Origin of the sequence: Qipengyuania flava, assembly GCF_011762005.1 — a bacterium.
GTDB classification, from domain to species: domain Bacteria; phylum Pseudomonadota; class Alphaproteobacteria; order Sphingomonadales; family Sphingomonadaceae; genus Qipengyuania; species Qipengyuania flava.
This window is the reverse complement of the sequence record NZ_JAASQU010000004.1, coordinates 137,154-150,420: the sequence shown is the minus strand read 5'-3', so window position 1 is coordinate 150,420 and position 13,267 is coordinate 137,154. Positions and strand designations below refer to the sequence as shown.

Here is a 13,267-nt window from a genome sequence, read left to right as displayed (position 1 = left end):
CGCACGCGCGTGTTGCGCCTGCGGTTCGCCACTCCCGCACTCGGGAATGACGAACGCATGGATCAGTTCATGATCGGCGGCGCTGTGGGTGCGGCGACCTCCGGCAGCGTGTAGCCGACCGGCGCATCCGGGCCGAGCGGGACCCCGAGATAGAACCACAGTACGATCAGCACCGTGCCCGAGATCAGCAGCCAGACCGAATAGGGAATCATCATCGCGGTCAGGCTGCCCAGGCCGAAGTCCTTCTGCCAGCGTTGTGCGAAGACCAGGATCAGCGGGAAATAGACCATCAGCGGCGTGATGATATTGGTTGCGCTGTCTCCGACGCGGTATGCGGCGGTCGCGCCCTCCGGGCTGATACCCAGCAGCATGAGCATCGGCACGAGGATCGGCGCCAGCAAAGCCCACTTGGCGCTTGCCGAGCCCACGAACAGGTTGAGCAACCCGGTGAACAGCACCATCAGGCCGAGCACCAGCGGCAGCGGAAGGCCGGTCGACTGGATTGCCGCGGCGCCATGCACCGCGCTGATAAGGCCGAGGTTCGACCAGCCGAACATCGCCACGAAATGCGCGGCGGCGAAGGCCAGCACGAGGTAATAGCCCATGTCCTTCATGCTCTCGGCCATCATCTCGACCAGGTCACGGTGCGACGCGATCTTGCCGGTCGCGCGGCCATAGGCCCAGCCGGTCAGCAGGAAGAGCAGGAAGAAGGCGGCGACGAGGCTGCGATAGAGCGGTGCGAGCTGCGTATGGATCGAACAATCGGCCGCAGGCACCGCTTCGCAAGCGGCCTCGTCGACCAGCGGCGTGCCCGGCGCGAAAACCATCAGCAGCCAGAGCGCGATCACGAACAGGGCGGCATAGCCGGCATGCCGCAGCCCCTTGGCCGCCAGCGCGCCGCTTTCCTCGGTGGGATCGGGGCTCATGTCGTCGGCCTGCGCGCCGGCGGTCGCGCCGCCCTTCCACGGGCCAAGCCGTGGCTCGACGATCTTGTCGGTAACGTACCAGATGATCGGCAGGTACAGGAAGGTCATCACGCTGATGAAGAACCAGTTGCCCGCGATATTGGCGGTCCACAACGGGTCGAGCGCGCTCGCGCCCACTGCTTCTTCGGTGATCCCGAACAGCAGCGCATCGAGCTGGCCGGGCGAAATATTGGCCGAGAAACCGCCCGAGACGCCGGCAAATGCGGCGGCGATCCCGGCCAGCGGATGGCGCCCCGCGGCAGCGAACAGGATGCCGGCAAGCGGGATCAGCACGACATAGCCCGCATCGGCGGCATGGTTGCCGAGCATCGCCACCAGGGCGACCACGGGGGTGAGCAGCGATTTGGGCGCGCTCTTGACCGCTTTCGACATGCCGGCTGCAAAGAAGCCCGAACGTTCCGCCACTCCCGCGCCGAGCATCACGACGAGAACGTAGCCCAGCGGGTGGAAGTGCGTGAACGTCGCGGGCATTTCGACCCACAGGCGCTGGATGTTCTCGGGCGAGAGCAGGCTGACCGCGTCGATCCGCAGCGCGGAACCGGTCGATTCGTCGATAGCGGTGGGGTGCAAGGCCGACACGCTAGAGAGCGACGCGACGATCGAAACCACCACCAGCGCGATGATCAGGTAGAAAAAGATGAACACCGGATCGGGCAGTTTGTTGCCCGTTCGCTCGACCCAGCCCAGAATTCCGGTCTGGGTGTTTTCCGCCGTCGTCGCCTCAGCCATCGAAGTTCCCTGGTATCTTATAATCGTTCGTCGAAGCGATCATCCCCGATCGCATATGACGCCATTCTTAACAGTCACGCCGCCGGGGGCTAGGGCCAGTGCATGGCCAAGCTCTATTTCTACTTCGCCAGCATGAATGCAGGCAAGAGCAGCACATTGCTGCAAACCGCATTCAATTACGGCGAACGCGGCATGCGCGTGTCGTTGTGGACCGCTGCGCTCGACAATCGTCCCGGCTTCGGCGCGATCTCGAGCCGGATCGGCCTGTCCAGCGATGCGCATCGCTACGAGGCCGATACCGATATCGAGAGCCGTGTTCTTGCGGACCATGGTGAGCAACCGATCGCCTGCGTGCTGGTCGACGAAGCGCAGTTCCTGACCAAAGCGCAGGTCTGGCAATGCGCGCGGCTGGCTGATGATGCGGGTATTCCGGTGCTCTGCTATGGCTTGCGCACCGATTTCCAGGGCGCGCTCTTTCCTGGTTCGGCCGCGTTGCTCGGCATTGCCGATGCGCTGGTCGAACTGAAGGCGGTCTGCGATTGCGGCCGCAAGGCGACGATGAACCTGCGCGTCGATGCACAGGGCAGGGCGGTGCGCGAAGGCGCACAGACCGAGATCGGCGGGAACGACCGCTATGTCGCCATGTGCCGCAAGCACTTTTGCGAAGCGCTGGCGGGCTGAGGCCGCGCTCCCTATCTAGCCTGCATGACCGAAACGCTTCTTCTCGCCGCGATCCTGATACCGTGCCTGATCGTCGCTATCGTGTTCCACGAGGTGGCGCATGGCTGGACCGCGCTCGCGCTTGGCGATCCGACCGCGAAAGAGCAGCGTCGTCTCTCGCTCAACCCCATCCGCCATGTCGATCCCGTCGGCACGCTGCTGGTGCCGGGCGCTCTCGCGCTGTTCGGCGGGCCGATTTTCGGTTGGGCGAAGCCGGTTCCCGTGCGCGGAGACCGGCTGCGCGATCCACGCTTCGGCATGGTCGCCGTGGCCGCTGCAGGTCCGGGCACGAACCTGGTGCTCGCACTGGTGGGCGCGTTGCTGTTCGGCGCGATATCGGGAGCGATCGTCGCCGGTGGCGGGATGCCGCCCGAATGGCTGATAACCGCGGGCAGCATGTTCATCCTGATCAACGTCTTTCTCGCGCTGTTCAATCTCCTGCCGATACCGCCTTTCGACGGGTCGCACATTGTTGGCGGCCTGCTGCCGCGCGAATGGGCGGGCAACTGGCAGAAGCTCCAGTCGCTGGGCTTGCTGTTCTTTATCGTGCTGATCGCGGCGACATGGGCCTTTCCCGACAGCGGCCTGATCGAGAATACGGTCTTGCCACCGGTCCTGTGGCTGCAGGAACGCTATTTCGCGATCGCCGAATGGATCGCACGGGGGATCGCGGGATGAGCGAGAAAAAGGCCGCACCGCACGGGTGGCTGATCCTCGACAAGCCGCGTGGGCTCGGTTCGACGCAGGCGGTGTCGGCGGTCAAGCGCGTGCTGCGGCAGGGCGGCCATGCCAAGACCAAGGTCGGGCATGGCGGCACGCTCGATCCGCTCGCCGAAGGCGTGCTGCCGATCGCGCTGGGCGAAGCGACCAAGCTGGCCGGGCGCATGCTGGATAGCGACAAGATCTACGCCTTCACCATCCAGTTCGGCGAGCAGACCGACACGCTCGATACCGAAGGCGAAATCGTCGAGCGCAGCGATCGTCGTCCGCCGATGGCGGCGATTGCCGGCGTGCTCGACCATTTCACCGGGCCGATCGAACAGGTCCCGCCGGCCTATTCGGCGGTCAAGATCGACGGGAAACGGGCTTACGATCGCGCGCGCGCGGGCGAAGCGGTCGAGATGAAGACGCGCGCGGTGACGATCCATTCGCTCGAAATTGCGGGTGGGCGCGAGGATGCGGAATTGCGGTCCGCCTTCGCCACCACTGCCGGGCGGCCGGATCCCTACGATCCGCAAGCGCCGCTGGAGCTCGCCGACAGCGTCACGCTCGTCGCGCATGTCTCCAAGGGTACGTATATCCGTTCGTTGGCAAGGGATATCGCGCATGCGCTAGGCACGGTCGGCCATGTCACCTATCTGCGGCGTATCAAGGCCGGGCCGTTCCTCGAGGAACAGGCGATTTCGCTGGACAAGCTGGAGGAAATCGCTAAGGGCGCGCCCATCGAAAACCTTCTCCTGCCGCTTGAGGCGGGACTGGACGACATCCCGGTCCTTCCCCTCGATCCCGACAGCGCGCAGGCGGTCCGCCAGGGCCGGGTACTGTCGGAACTGCCCCCCGTTCAAGCAGAATGGGCCGACGGGCTCCACCTTGCCACGCTGCACGACGTGCCCGTGGCCTTGATGGAACTCAGCGGAGGTACGGCCAAGGTCGTGCGGGGGTTCAATATCCCGGATGTCGCGGAGTAGAATACATGTCGGTTACCGCCGAAAAGAAAGCTGAGATCATCAAGGACAACGCGCAGGCCAAGGGCGACACCGGTTCGCCCGAAGTCCAGGTCGCCATCCTGACCGAGCGCATCCGCAACCTGACCGAGCACTTCAAGTCCAACCACAAGGACAACCACTCGCGTCGCGGCCTGCTCATGATGGTCAACAAGCGTCGCAACCTGCTCGCCTATCTCAAGAAGACAGATGTCGAGCGGTACAACGCGCTGATCCAGAAGCTGGGTCTTCGCAAATAAGAGTTTCTCGAAGGGGTGGCTCAGGCCGCCCCTTTGTTTATCCGGCCACCATGCAATTCGGCACGGGGTCGGGAATTGGAGGCGAAGAGCCTCGGACCGGACCGGGACGGTATCCCCGGCATCAGTAGGCCCCGCGATGCAATGTGGCTCGCGGGTCAAAAGGAAAATACATGTTCGACACGAAAACCGTATCGCTGGAGTGGGGCGGAAAGACCCTCACTCTGGAAACCGGCCGCATCGCCCGTCAGGCCGACGGCGCGGTCCTCGCCACCTATGGCGAAACCGTGGTGCTGTGCGCAGTCACCGCTGCCAAGAGTGTCCGCGAAGGGCAGGACTTCTTCCCGCTCACCGTGCACTACCAGGAAAAATTCTCCGCCGCGGGTCGTATCCCGGGTGGCTTCTTCAAGCGCGAAGGCCGCGCCACGGAGAAGGAAACGCTGACCTCGCGCCTGATCGACCGCCCGGTGCGGCCGCTCTTCCCCGAGGGCTTCTACAACGAAATCAACGTCATCGCGCAGGTGCTCTCGTATGACGGCGAGACCGAGCCCGATATCGTTGCGATGATCGCCGCTTCGGCCGCGCTGACCATTTCGGGCGTGCCTTTCATGGGCCCGATCGGCGCCGCGCGCGTCGGTTTCAAGAACGGCGAATACGTCCTCAACCCGAGCCTCGAAGATGCGCTCGGCGAAGATGGTCGCCTCGACCTCGTCGTCGCTGCCACGCAGGACGCGGTGATGATGGTCGAATCCGAAGCCAAGGAGCTGACCGAAGAGGAAATGCTCGGCGCCGTCATGTTCGCGCATGAGGAAAGCCGCAAGGTCATCGGCGCGATCGTCGACCTGGCCGAACAGGCCGCCAAGGATCCGTGGGAAATCGACACTTCGGACGACACTTCGGCGATCAAGGAAAAGCTGCGTGGCATCGTCGGCGACGACATCGCCGCAGCCTACAAGCTGACCGACAAGTCGGCCCGTTCGGACGCGCTGAGCGCGGCCCGCGACAAGGCGAAGGAAGCTTTCGCCGAGGAAGAACCGCAGACGCAGATGGTCGCCAACAAGGCGGTCAAGAAGCTCGAGGCGGAAATCGTGCGCGGCGCCATCATCAAGGACGGCCAGCGTATCGACGGCCGCAAGCTCGACCAGGTTCGCCCAATCGAGGCGATGGTCGGCCTGCTGCCGCGGACCCACGGTTCGGCGCTGTTCACGCGCGGTGAAACGCAGGCAATCTGCACCACCACGCTGGGCACGAAGGATGCCGAGCAGATGATCGACGGTCTCGAAGGCCTGTCGTACAATCACTTCATGCTGCACTACAACTTCCCGCCCTATTCGGTCGGCGAAGTGGGTCGTTTCGGCTTCACCAGCCGCCGCGAAACCGGTCACGGCAAGCTCGCATGGCGCGCGCTGCACCCGGTGCTGCCCGCGCATGAAGATTTCCCCTACACCATCCGCATCCTGTCGGACATCACCGAGTCCAACGGCTCGTCCTCGATGGCGACCGTCTGCGGTGGCTGTCTGTCAATGATGGACGCAGGCGTTCCGATCGAGCGTCCGGTCTCGGGCATCGCCATGGGCCTGATCCTCGAAGGCGACGAGTTCGCGGTCCTGTCGGACATCCTCGGTGACGAAGATCACCTTGGCGACATGGACTTCAAGGTCGCCGGTTCGGAAAGCGGCATCACGTCGCTGCAGATGGACATCAAGGTTGCCGGCATCACGCAGGAAATCATGAAGACCGCGCTGGAGCAGGCAAAGGCTGGCCGCGCGCACATCCTCGGCGAAATGAACAAGGCGCTGTCGACCGCTCGTACGGGCGTGTCCAAGCACGCTCCGCGCATCGAGACCATGCAGATCGACAAGTCGAAGATCCGAGACGTGATCGGTACGGGCGGCAAGGTGATCCGCGAGATCGTCGCCGAAACCGGTGCCAAGGTCGACATCGACGACGAGGGCGTGATCAAGATCAGCTCCTCCAACGCCGACGAGATCGAAGCCGCACGCAAGTGGATCGAAGGCATCGTCGAAGAGGCGGAAGTCGGCAAGATCTACAATGGCAAGGTCGTCAACATCGTCGACTTCGGTGCCTTCGTGAACTTCATGGGCGGCAAGGACGGTCTCGTCCATGTCAGCGAAATGAAGAACGAGCGCGTCGAGAAGCCGACCGACGTCGTGTCGGAAGGCCAGGAAGTGAAGGTCAAGGTCCTCGAGATCGACCAGCGCGGCAAGGTCCGCCTGTCGATGCGCGTGGTCGACCAGGAAACGGGCGAAGAGCTGGAAGACACCCGTCCCGCGCGCGAACCGCGCGGTGACCGTGGCCCGCGTGGCGGCGGTGGTGGCCGTGGCGGCGATCGTCGCGGTGGCCGGGGTGGCCCGCGCCGCGACCGTGATGGCGGCGGGAACAAGGACGGGGGCGGTGAAGCCCACGTGCCCGACTTCCTGAAGGACTGATCCTTCGCTAGGCATTACAGGGGGTCGCGGGTCCGCCCGCGGCCCCCTTTGCTATGGAGATTTAACGATGCTACCCCGCGAAACGCTTGCCACCGCCGAGGTCCCCGACGGGGAAACCCTGACGCTGGTCAGCCACGGCCGCGACTTCATTATCATGCTCGGCCGCGACGAGCTGATGGGCACGCGCATGCAGTTCTCCGAAGAACAGCTCGCCGTGCTGACGCTGGCGGAGCTCGATACCCGCAAACCGCGCGTGCTGATCGGCGGCTACGGCATGGGCTTCACCTATCGCGCCGCGCTTGAGCAACTGCCCGAAGGCGGCTCGGTGACCGTGGCCGAGATCGTGCCCGACATCCTCGAATGGGCGGCAGGGCCGCTGGCGCATCTGACCGGCGATTGCCTGTCCGATCCGCGCGGCGAGGTGGTGATCTGCGACGTTGCGGCGCTGATCGACGATGCCAATGACGGCACCACCGCCAAGTACGATGCTATTCTGCTCGATGTCGACAACGGGCCTGACGGCATTGTGCGCGATGCCAATTTCCGCATCTATTCAAAGACCGGTCTCGGCAAGGCGCGCGACGCGCTGCGGCCGGGCGGAATTCTGGCGGTATGGTCGGCGGCGCCCGACCACAAGTTCACCATGCGGCTGAAGGAAAGCGGCTTCGATGTCGAAGTGCGCGAAGTGCGGGCGCGACCCAACAACAAGGGGCCGCGCCACACGATCTGGTTCGCCCGAAAGCGTTCAGCCTAACGCTTGATACGGATGCGGCCCATGAAATCCATCTTGCCGACGGGGACGCCCTTCATTCGCAGGATATTGTAGGCTGTGGAGCAGTGGAAATAGAAGTTCGGCTGGCTGAAGCTCAGCAGGAATTCCTCTGCGGTGAAATCCATGCCCCGGTCCTTGAATTCGAACCGCATCGGCTGGCCGATGAAGGCTTCCATGTCCTCTTCGGTCAGCGCTTCGAGCGTAGCGACTGCCGTCGCGAGCTTGTGGCGCAGGGCATCGAACGTCATCGGCGGCGGATTGAGGTCGGGCGTGTAAAGTCCGGCTCGGACACCTTCGATCGAACCCTGGGTGTGCTCGGCGACGCATTTGACCTGGTAGGCCCAGGGAAGCATGTCGTCGAAGATGCGCGCGCCGATGAATTCATCGTGTCCGCAGTCGTTCTCGGCGCACCACTTTTCGGCGGTATCGACGAGGTGGCGCGCGGTGCCCAGCATCTGAAGGGCGCTGGGGACATAGGCGGCGTGAAGCGATAACGGCATGGGTTTCCTCTCCTGATTTGCGCGCGACCATAGGCTAGATCGCGCTTGATGCCAGTCCCGATCGGATCAGACGCCGCGAAGAATGCGGGGTTGCCGGTGCTGGCCGTCCTGCCACGTCAGCAGCACGTCCCGGCCCGCATCCTTGGCGGCGTACAGCGCCTCGTCCCCGCGCTTGACCGCGCTGTCGAGCGTGTCGTTCGGCCGCACTTCGGTAAGCCCCGCACTCGCGGTTACGGGGAAGGGGACCTCGGGGACCTTCTCGAGCACCGACAGGGTAATTTGCCGGCGCACGGTCTCTGCCATTCTCTGATAGTCCTCGCCATAGATCAGCACGACGAACTCTTCTCCGCCCTGCCTTGCGGGGAATACGTTCTCCTGCTTCAGGCCCTCGGCAACCGCGATGAGAACCTCGTCACCGGTGTCGTGGCCGAACATGTCGTTGATCCGCTTGAAATTGTCGCAGTCGATGACCGCCAGCGCGGTTGGTCGCCCGAAGGCTGGATCACGGAAGCGCAGTGCGAGGCCTCTCCGGTTGGCGATATCAGTGAGCGGATCGGTGGCAACCGCAATACGCGCTTCGCTGACATCAGCCCAGGCGGCGTCGCGTTCGCGTTTGACCGTTATATAACCATTGATCACCCCGCCGGAGGTGACGATGAAATCGACCAGCACGGCCAACAGTGCGGCCACAGGCCAATACGGTACGGGCGCACCGGTACTCAGTTCGTAGCTGAGCACGAGCAGGCCGAGGATGATCAATGGCGCGTATCCGACCGCCTGATATTGCGCGAAACGGCTGCCGGACCGGACCGCTATCGTGAGACCGGCCGTCATGCCGAAGATCATCGCAAGCAGCAGCAGGTCATGGACAAGGTCGAAGCCAGACCAAAGTGGTGCCAGTGCCGTGGCGATTGCCCCGACCACCCCGACGATGAAGAGCGTACCCAGCCAGTAGCGGACTCGCGCAAAGCGCGGCTGGTTTTCGATATAGGCGCCGAGAAACGGCCCCGTGCTGCCGATCGCGAGCGACAGTGCGATCTCCCCGATATCGACCCTGAAGTCGCCCGCCGGTACCGAACCGGGCAATGCTATGGGAAACAAGGCGATGCTCATGATCGCAAAACAAAGCGCTCGAAATGCCGCCCAAAGCAGGAAGCTGCGTCGCACCAGCGGATAAACCGCCAGAGCCAGCAACCCAACGGTCAGCGCGATCCCCAAGAACGCGCCGAGCCCGACGCTCCCCCAATCCATTGCCTGCCTCCCAACGGCTTGCACCAAAACAGGCTCCCACCTGTCGGTGGAAGCCGTCTTGCATATGCGAATGTGCGCCTACCCGTTGGGGGTCAGGCGAGAAGCGACCCGAGTGATCGGGTTAGCGTACCCGCGGTCCGCCGAACGGAAGCGGCGGAGGGGGACGGCGCGCGCCACGCGGAAGCTGGGCCTGATAGGCCCGGCCGCAATGTTCGACGCAGTAAGGGAAACCGGGATTCACGGCTTCACCGCAGAAATGGAAGTCGGGCTCGCCGGGATGGCCCATCGGCCAGCGGCAGACCTTGTCCGACAGGTCGAGCAAGCTGGTCTTGTCGGCGATCTCGGGACTGGGCTTGGCCGGAACAAGGCGGCGCGGCGGCGCGGGCGGGATTGGTGCCTGCTGGTCGCCAGGGCCCTGGCGCAGGAAGCCGCCGGGACCGACCGAAACGATTTTGGGCAGGTCCGAATTCTTGTTCGGCATCGGCTGCGAAGGCGATGCATCCTGGCGCGATGCGGGTGGCGTTGTCGGCTGCACAGGCGCAGCCGGTGCAGCGGGCTTGGGCGCAGCCGGCTTGGGCGCGGCCTTCTTCGCTGCGGGCTTGGGCGCCGGCTTCGGCTTGGCCGGTGCGGCCTTTTTCTTTTCATTTGCCTTGACCGGCGAGGGGCGCGACTTGAGGCCGAGGCGATGCGCCTTGCCGATCACCGCATTGCGGCTCACCCCGCCGAGTTCATCGGCGATCTGGCTGGCAGTCGAGCCGCCTTCCCACATCTTCTTAAGCGTTGCGATCCGTTCGTCGGTCCAGCTCATTGCGCAGTCCTGTATTTCGTGTCTCGACGCCGCGGCTTGCATGCCGTGACGCTTGGGCCTAGTCGCGCCCTCATGGTCGAACAAGCCCCGCCCGTATCGCCGGAAAGCGATTTCCCGGACGCCTCCTTCGTGGAGGATAATACCGGAGGGGAGGGCCGGTTTCCGCCGCGAGGGCAACCGGTGATCCGCGGTGTCAACGGGATCGGCCTGTGGAGCCTCTATATGAAGGAGGTCCGCCGGTTTCTCAAGGTCCAGACGCAGACAATCTGGGCCCCAGCGATCACTACGCTGCTTTTTCTGGTCATCTTCTCGGTCGCGCTGGGGCGTGGCGGGCGCGAAGTGCTCGGAGTCGGCTTCCCGACCTTCGTCGCACCCGGGTTGATCGCCATGGCGATGATGCAGAATGCCTTCGCCAATTCCTCCTTCTCGCTGCTGTCCGGAAAGATCCAGGGCACCATCATCGATTTGCTGATGCCACCCCTGTCCGAGGGCGAGCTGATGGCGGGCCTTCTGGGGGCGGCCATCACGCGTGCGATCGCGGTGGGCTTCGTGGTGGCGGGTGCGATGATGCTCTATCCCGGCGTCAGCCTGGCCATGGCGCATCCCTGGGCAGTGCTGTGGTTCGGGCTGATGGGCGCGGTGATGCTCTCGCTGCTAGGCCTGCTCGCCTCGATCTGGGCGGAGAAATTCGACCACAATGCCGCGGTGACCAATTTCGTGATTGCCCCGCTGGCGATGTTATCCGGCACCTTCTACGTGATCGACCGGCTGGCGCCCGCATTCCAGGCGGTGAGCCGCGCCAATCCGTTCTTCTACGTGATCTCCGGCTTTCGCTACGGTTTCCTTGGGCGCAGCGATATCGGCGATGCCGGCGCCGTCGCGATGGCAGCACTTGGTCTGCTCGCACTCAATGCGCTGCTGGCGCTGGGTACCTATCGGCTGCTGAAGTCGGGCTGGAAGATCAAGAACTGAGCCCTGCACGCCGCAAAGCGGGCGCCATCAGTGCGTCAGGCTCTGCCGCATCCGGTAGCGCCCGTTCTCGAACTGCTCGAAATACTGGTGCACGTCCGGGTGCGAAACCGGGCCCGAAATCGAATCGCCGATCAGGTTCTGCTGGCTGACATAGGCAACGTAGTCGCTGTCCTCGCTCTCGGCGAGCAGGTGGTAGAACGGTTGATTGCGATCGGGCCGGATGTCTTCTGGGATCGCCTCGTACCATTCGTCGCTATTGGCGAAAACGGGGTCGATATCGAAGATCACGCCGCGAAAATCGAACACGCGGTGTTTCACCACATCGCCAATGGCGAAGCGGCTTTTCACGCGGCGGGGGACATCGATGGTGCGACCGGCCTGGGCGGAGAAATATTGTGCTCGTTCCATGAGTAGCGATGATATGGTGGCTGCGCGCGCGCTTACAATGGCCGCGCGGGATCGATCCCCCGAATTCTCTCGAAAAGGGGCTTGGCAAGCTGCAGGCGCTCGGCTAATCGGCGCGCTCGCTTCGACCGGGGCCCCAGGCCCGCAAGCGCACCCGACAATGCGGAGAGGTGGCAGAGAGGTCGAATGCGCCGCACTCGAAATGCGGTATACGGGCAACCGTATCGTGGGTTCGAATCCCACCCTCTCCGCCACGGGCCTTTCCTCAGACTTTTGATCCACCTGACATGCGTAGGCAGTGGGCGGGACCATTCGCGTTTTGCCTGAATGGCGGCATGGGTATGTTCGACCCTTGTCGCGCGGAAGACCGCGCGGCGTCTCCGCTTTTGTCATGCGTTGCATAAAAGGACTCGACAACTTTCATAATCGAACCTAGCCTTTGTCCAACAGGAGAGGATGAGGTTCATGGTCACGATTATCGGCGGCTGGCAGAGCGATTTTTCGCGTAATTGGGCGAGGGAAGGCAATGAGATTGCCGACGGCTTCGCCGAGGCGCTGGCGCGCGGGCTGGAAGAAACCGGGCTCGAGCCTTCCGATATCCAGACCGGACATGTGGGCAATTTCGTCGCCGATATGTTCGCCAAGCAAGGCCTGCTTGGCGGACTGTTCGCGCAGGTTCACCCCGAACTCGACGGCCTGCCGACCTCGCGTCACGAGGCAGCTTGCGCCAGCGGCTCGATGGCGGTTCTCGCTGCCTCTGCCGAGATCGAGGCCGGGCGTTACGACACCGCCTGCGTGCTGGGCATCGAACTGATGCGCAATGTCCCCGGACAGCAGGCCGCGGAGAACCTGGGCGCGGCGATCTGGCAAGGGCACGAACTGCAGGACGCGGTGTTCCCCTGGCCGCGCGCGTTCAGCGATCTCGCCGAGGAATACGAGAAGCGATACGGGCTGGACTATGCGCATCTGATGCAGATTTCGCAGGTCAATTTCGCCAATGGCCGGCGCAATCCCAACGCGCAGACACGCGGCTGGCAGTTCACCGACAAGAGCTTCACCGCCTGCGACGAGGCGAACCCTGTCGTGGAGGGACGCACGCGCAAGATGGATTGCGGGCAGGTAACCGATGGTGCGGCGGTGATCTTCCTCGCCTCCGATGAGTGGGCGGCCGAATGGGCGCGCAAGCAGGGGCGCTCGGTCGAAAGCCTGTCGCGGATCGCTGGCTGGGGACACCGTTCGGCACCGCTTTCCTATCGTTCGAAGCTCAAGGCCAGCGCGGACGAGACCTATGTTTTTCCGCAAGTCCGGCGCGCCATACTGGAGGCGCGCGAGCGTGCGGGGATCGATCTTGCACAGATCGACGCGATCGAAACCCACGATTGTTTCGCGATGACCGAATATATGGCGATCGACCACCTTGGCCTGACCGCGCCCGGTGAAAGCTGGAAGGCGATCGAGGAAGGCGTCATCGAGATCGGCGGGCGCCTGCCGATCAACGCCTCGGGCGGTCTTATCGGGCTCGGGCACCCGGTCGGCGCGACCGGGGTGCGCATGCTGCTCGACGCGCACAAGCAGGTCACGGGCACCGCTGGCGATTACCAGGTCGAGGGGGCCAAACGCGTCCAGACGCTCAACATCGGCGGTTCGACCACGACCACAGCGAGCTTCGTGGTCGAAAACGCGCAAGCCGCATGATCGCGCGCCGCGGTCTTCT

At 63.9% G+C, this 13,267-nt stretch carries 13 protein-coding genes and 1 tRNA gene; 9 read left to right on the top strand and 5 right to left on the bottom strand.

The features are described 5' to 3' along the window. Positions 1 to 62: 62 nt before the first annotated feature. A complete protein-coding gene (locus FHS69_RS13090; protein WP_166778057.1) occupies positions 63 to 1,715 on the bottom strand; it encodes an AbgT family transporter in 1,653 nt (550 codons plus the stop codon). A 102-nt stretch (positions 1,716 to 1,817) separates the two neighbouring features. On the opposite strand from FHS69_RS13090, the gene FHS69_RS13085 reads away from it, so the two are divergent. The 6 genes from FHS69_RS13085 (at position 1,818) to FHS69_RS13060 (ending at position 7,599) form a co-directional block, all read left to right on the top strand. Then, the gene (locus tag FHS69_RS13085; protein ID WP_166778056.1) at positions 1,818 to 2,396 is read left to right on the top strand and encodes a thymidine kinase; all 579 of its coding nucleotides are present in this window, start codon (positions 1,818 to 1,820) and stop codon (positions 2,394 to 2,396) included. A 24-nt stretch (positions 2,397 to 2,420) separates the two neighbouring features. Beyond that, positions 2,421 to 3,113, top strand: coding sequence for a site-2 protease family protein (locus tag FHS69_RS13080; RefSeq protein WP_166778055.1), 693 nt, complete (start codon positions 2,421 to 2,423; stop codon positions 3,111 to 3,113). Then, the gene (truB, locus tag FHS69_RS13075) at positions 3,110 to 4,123 is read left to right on the top strand and encodes a tRNA pseudouridine(55) synthase TruB (RefSeq protein WP_166778142.1); all 1,014 of its coding nucleotides are present in this window, start codon (positions 3,110 to 3,112) and stop codon (positions 4,121 to 4,123) included. The genes FHS69_RS13080 and truB overlap by 4 nt, the downstream gene beginning before the upstream one ends. A 5-nt stretch (positions 4,124 to 4,128) precedes the next feature. Further along, the gene (gene rpsO / locus FHS69_RS13070) at positions 4,129 to 4,398 is read left to right on the top strand and encodes a 30S ribosomal protein S15 (RefSeq protein ID WP_067468099.1); all 270 of its coding nucleotides are present in this window, start codon (positions 4,129 to 4,131) and stop codon (positions 4,396 to 4,398) included. 170 nt (positions 4,399 to 4,568) lie between these two features. Beyond that, complete coding sequence (gene pnp / locus FHS69_RS13065) at positions 4,569 to 6,845, top strand: polyribonucleotide nucleotidyltransferase (RefSeq protein ID WP_166778054.1); 2,277 nt, start codon at positions 4,569 to 4,571, stop codon at positions 6,843 to 6,845. 67 nt (positions 6,846 to 6,912) lie between these two features. After that, a complete protein-coding gene (locus tag FHS69_RS13060) occupies positions 6,913 to 7,599 on the top strand; it encodes a spermidine synthase family protein (RefSeq protein ID WP_166778053.1) in 687 nt (228 codons plus the stop codon). Here the strand turns inward: FHS69_RS13060 and FHS69_RS13055 are convergent. The 3 genes from FHS69_RS13055 to FHS69_RS13045 all read right to left on the bottom strand — a co-directional run bounded on the left by FHS69_RS13055 (position 7,596) and on the right by FHS69_RS13045 (position 10,176). Further along, the gene (locus FHS69_RS13055) at positions 7,596 to 8,117 is read right to left on the bottom strand and encodes a DUF1993 domain-containing protein (RefSeq protein ID WP_166778052.1); all 522 of its coding nucleotides are present in this window, start codon (positions 8,115 to 8,117) and stop codon (positions 7,596 to 7,598) included. The two genes, FHS69_RS13060 and FHS69_RS13055, sit on opposite strands and share 4 nt — an antisense overlap. A gap of 66 nt (positions 8,118 to 8,183) precedes the next feature. Continuing rightward, on the bottom strand, positions 8,184 to 9,368 hold the full coding sequence (locus FHS69_RS13050; RefSeq protein ID WP_166778051.1) for a GGDEF domain-containing protein: 1,185 nt from the start codon (positions 9,366 to 9,368) through the stop codon (positions 8,184 to 8,186). A gap of 121 nt (positions 9,369 to 9,489) precedes the next feature. Next, the gene (locus FHS69_RS13045) at positions 9,490 to 10,176 is read right to left on the bottom strand and encodes a GcrA family cell cycle regulator (RefSeq protein WP_166778050.1); all 687 of its coding nucleotides are present in this window, start codon (positions 10,174 to 10,176) and stop codon (positions 9,490 to 9,492) included. Positions 10,177 to 10,248: 72 nt separating this feature from the next. Between FHS69_RS13045 and FHS69_RS13040 the strand changes: the two genes are divergently transcribed. Further along, positions 10,249 to 11,148 (top strand): ABC transporter permease, encoded by a 900-nt coding sequence (locus tag FHS69_RS13040; protein WP_166778049.1) that lies wholly within the window; start codon positions 10,249 to 10,251, stop codon positions 11,146 to 11,148. A gap of 27 nt (positions 11,149 to 11,175) precedes the next feature. On the opposite strand, the gene hspQ is transcribed toward FHS69_RS13040, so the two are convergent. Next, complete coding sequence (gene hspQ / locus FHS69_RS13035; RefSeq protein ID WP_067468075.1) at positions 11,176 to 11,556, bottom strand: heat shock protein HspQ; 381 nt, start codon at positions 11,554 to 11,556, stop codon at positions 11,176 to 11,178. Between the two features lie 161 nt (positions 11,557 to 11,717). Here hspQ and FHS69_RS13030 point away from each other — a divergent pair. After that, a tRNA-Ser gene (locus tag FHS69_RS13030) sits at positions 11,718 to 11,807 on the top strand. A gap of 211 nt (positions 11,808 to 12,018) precedes the next feature. After that, positions 12,019 to 13,248: an acetyl-CoA acetyltransferase gene (locus tag FHS69_RS13025; RefSeq protein WP_166778048.1), complete on the top strand. Its 1,230-nt coding sequence runs from the start codon at positions 12,019 to 12,021 to the stop codon at positions 13,246 to 13,248. Positions 13,249 to 13,267 lie beyond the last annotated feature (19 nt).

Coding starts and splice junctions, on each gene's coding strand:
- FHS69_RS13080 (WP_166778055.1), top strand. CDS start 2,421: ATGACCGAAACGCTTCTTCTCGCCGCGATCCTGATACCGTGCCTGATC.
- pnp (WP_166778054.1), top strand. CDS start 4,569: ATGTTCGACACGAAAACCGTATCGCTGGAGTGGGGCGGAAAGACCCTC.
- FHS69_RS13040 (WP_166778049.1), top strand. CDS start 10,249: ATGGTCGAACAAGCCCCGCCCGTATCGCCGGAAAGCGATTTCCCGGAC.
- FHS69_RS13025 (WP_166778048.1), top strand. CDS start 12,019: ATGGTCACGATTATCGGCGGCTGGCAGAGCGATTTTTCGCGTAATTGG.
- hspQ (WP_067468075.1), bottom strand. CDS start 11,556: ATGGAACGAGCACAATATTTCTCCGCCCAGGCCGGTCGCACCATCGAT.
- FHS69_RS13090 (WP_166778057.1), bottom strand. CDS start 1,715: ATGGCTGAGGCGACGACGGCGGAAAACACCCAGACCGGAATTCTGGGC.
- truB (WP_166778142.1), top strand. CDS start 3,110: ATGAGCGAGAAAAAGGCCGCACCGCACGGGTGGCTGATCCTCGACAAG.
- FHS69_RS13045 (WP_166778050.1), bottom strand. CDS start 10,176: ATGAGCTGGACCGACGAACGGATCGCAACGCTTAAGAAGATGTGGGAA.
- rpsO (WP_067468099.1), top strand. CDS start 4,129: ATGTCGGTTACCGCCGAAAAGAAAGCTGAGATCATCAAGGACAACGCG.
- FHS69_RS13085 (WP_166778056.1), top strand. CDS start 1,818: ATGGCCAAGCTCTATTTCTACTTCGCCAGCATGAATGCAGGCAAGAGC.
- FHS69_RS13055 (WP_166778052.1), bottom strand. CDS start 8,117: ATGCCGTTATCGCTTCACGCCGCCTATGTCCCCAGCGCCCTTCAGATG.
- FHS69_RS13060 (WP_166778053.1), top strand. CDS start 6,913: ATGCTACCCCGCGAAACGCTTGCCACCGCCGAGGTCCCCGACGGGGAA.
- FHS69_RS13050 (WP_166778051.1), bottom strand. CDS start 9,368: ATGGATTGGGGGAGCGTCGGGCTCGGCGCGTTCTTGGGGATCGCGCTG.